The 2,614-nt window shown below is 51.6% G+C and carries 2 protein-coding genes and 1 other annotated feature; both genes read right to left on the bottom strand.

Annotated elements, in window-relative coordinates; genetic code table 11:
* The coding region (locus tag QZL66_RS03935) for a leucine-rich repeat domain-containing protein (protein WP_293601838.1) at nucleotides 1–700 on the bottom strand (700 nt) is incomplete at its 3' end.
* A 224-nt stretch (nucleotides 701–924) separates the two neighbouring features.
* Nucleotides 925–2,145: a tyrosine--tRNA ligase gene (gene tyrS, locus QZL66_RS03940; protein ID WP_022410449.1), complete on the bottom strand. Its 1,221-nt coding sequence runs from the start codon at nucleotides 2,143–2,145 to the stop codon at nucleotides 925–927.
* A 79-nt stretch (nucleotides 2,146–2,224) separates the two neighbouring features.
* Nucleotides 2,225–2,452, bottom strand: a binding site (T-box leader).
* Nucleotides 2,453–2,614: the final 162 nt, after the last annotated feature.

Genomic DNA, 2,614 nt, shown 5'->3' on the forward strand with positions numbered 1-2,614 from the left:
TGCAAGTTGACCCGTCAATCAAAATTCCGTTCACAACGACCAAGGGGGTTTCTTCTTGCTTTTTAGCTAACCACGGCGTGCCAGAAAAAGCTCTCCCGCCAATACTCGTCGCACTGTCTGGTATCGTGATTGATGTCAAACTGTCACAGTCGTAAAAAGCACCCCCTCCAATACTCGTCACACTGTCCGATATCATGATTGATGTCAAACTGGTACAACTGCAAAAAGCAAACTCTCCAATACTCGTTACGCTGTCCGGTATCATGATTGATGTCAAACTGGTACAGTCGGAAAAAGCATACCCTCCAATACTCATCACGCTGTCTGGTATCATGATTGATGTCAGACTGGTACAAGTGTAAAAAGCATACCCTCCAATCCTCGTTACGCTGTCCGGTATTGTGATTTCGGTCAAACTCCTACAGGATGAAAAGGCATATTCCCCAATACTCGTCACACTTTTCCCATCAATTTCCGACGGGATTTCAACAATTTCTGCATTTAATCTGCAATCTGTAATTACAATATCACCGGCATCTGTTACTTCATAGGATAAATCACCATAAGAATAAGAGTCCGCACTTGCCGACAGCACCGTTCCCATGCTTTCCAGCACGCTCTGCATGCCAGTCACGCCAACGCTGCCCAGACAAAGCACCCCTGCGGTCACCGCTGACAAAATTTTTTTCCACAATTTCATGTTTCGCAAATCCTCCTTTTTTTTGTCCGCCCCTGCATCAATTCATGATGTTATGTAAAATTATAGCTCATATGTAAAATTATAGCTCAAAAGAAAGAATAAAAAACGACTAATTCTAGACTCATCTGTAAATTTCAACATTTTATTCGTATTTTCACAAAAAAAGAGCGCCCTGCACACACAGAACGCCCTTTTGATTTCTGTTTCGGGAGAAACCTTTGCGGTTATTCCTCCACGATCACCTTATGGAACACCTTCTTGCCCTTGCGGAGAATGGTCTCTGCCTCGGGGTAGATCACGCACTTGGGATCGATGATCTTGGTGTCATTGATGGCAACGCCGCCCTGCTGCACCAGACGGCGAGCCTCGCCGTTGGACGGTGCCAGACCGCAGCGCACCATGAGGGTCAGAATGCCGATTCCGCCGTCCGTCAGCTCCTCTGCTTTCAAGATGGTGGTGGGCATGTTGTCGTTGTTTCCGCTTCCGCCGAACATTGCCTTGGCGGCTTCCTGCGCCTTGTCGGCTGCGTCCTTGCCGTGCACCAGCTCGGTCAGCTCGTGCGCCAGCAGTTCCTTTGCCTGATTCAGCTGCTGTCCCTCCAGCGTGCGCTCCATCTCCTCGATCTGCTCGATGGGCACGAAGGTCAAAAGCTTCAGGCACTTGATGACATCCTGATCGGACACATTCCGCCAGTACTGGTAGAACTCGTAGGGCGTAGTCTTTTCGGGATCCAGCCATACTGCGCCCTTTTCGGTCTTGCCCATCTTCTTGCCCTCGGAGTTCAGCAGCAGAGTGATGGTCATAGCGTAGGCATCCTTGCCCAGCTTCCGGCGGATCAGCTCGGTACCGCCCAGCATGTTTGCCCACTGGTCATCTCCGCCGAACTGCATGTTGCAGCCGTAATCCTGGAACAGCTTGTAGAAGTCGTAGCTCTGCATAATCATGTAGTTGAATTCCAGGAATGTCAGGCCACGCTCCATGCGCTGCTTGTAGCACTCATGGGAGAGCATGCGGTTGACGCTGAAGTGTGCGCCCACATCCCGCAGCACGTCCACATAGTTCAGGTTCAGCAGCCAGTCGCCGTTGTTGACGACAATTGCCTTGCCCTCGGAAAAATCGATGAACCGGCTCATCTGTTTCTTGAAGCAGTCTACGTTGTGCTGGATGGTCTCCTTCGTCATCATCTTGCGCATGTCGGTCTTGCCGGACGGGTCGCCGATCATTGCCGTACCGCCGCCGATGAGGACGATGGGCTTGTTGCCCGCCATCTGGAGGCGCTTCATCAGGCAGAGCGCCATAAAGTGTCCCACGTGCAGGCTGTCTGCGGTGGGGTCGAAGCCGATGTAGAAGGTTGCCTTGCCGGCATTCACCAGTTCTTCGATTTCCTTTTCGTCGGTCATCTGTGCGATGAGCCCACGCCGTTTGAGTTCTTCAAACACTGTCATTTTTTGCAATCTCCTTTGTTTTTCTGGCGGTCTGTCCGAGAAAAAAAGTCCCCAGACAGCTGCATCTTCGCTGCATCTGCCTGAGGACGCTGTGAAACGTGGTACCACCTCAGTTTGCCGGACTGCAAACGCACTGCACCCGGCCTCGTTGACGCTGTAACGGGCGCACCCGTATTCCCCTACTGTCCAGTCCGTTCAGGGAATCCGCTCCGAGGGGTATTCTCCGGGGTACCGCTGCTCCTCTCACCAGCCGGAGCCTCTCTGCGCCGGCACGAATCCGGATACTCTTCCTCTTCCACACGATTTTCAATGCATTTATCATAGCATATTGCGGTGGAATTGTCAAGGGGGTTGCGTGAAAACGCTCCATCGCCGGACATATCTGTAGGGGCACGGTGTGCCGTGTCCATCAGTTTTGCATTAAGACATATCCCGTTGGAAACGTTCCACCGGAACGTTTCCAAAATCA

The organism is Ruminococcus sp. CAG:330, assembly GCF_000437175.1.
Lineage (GTDB): Bacteria > Bacillota > Clostridia > Oscillospirales > Ruminococcaceae > Ruminococcus_C.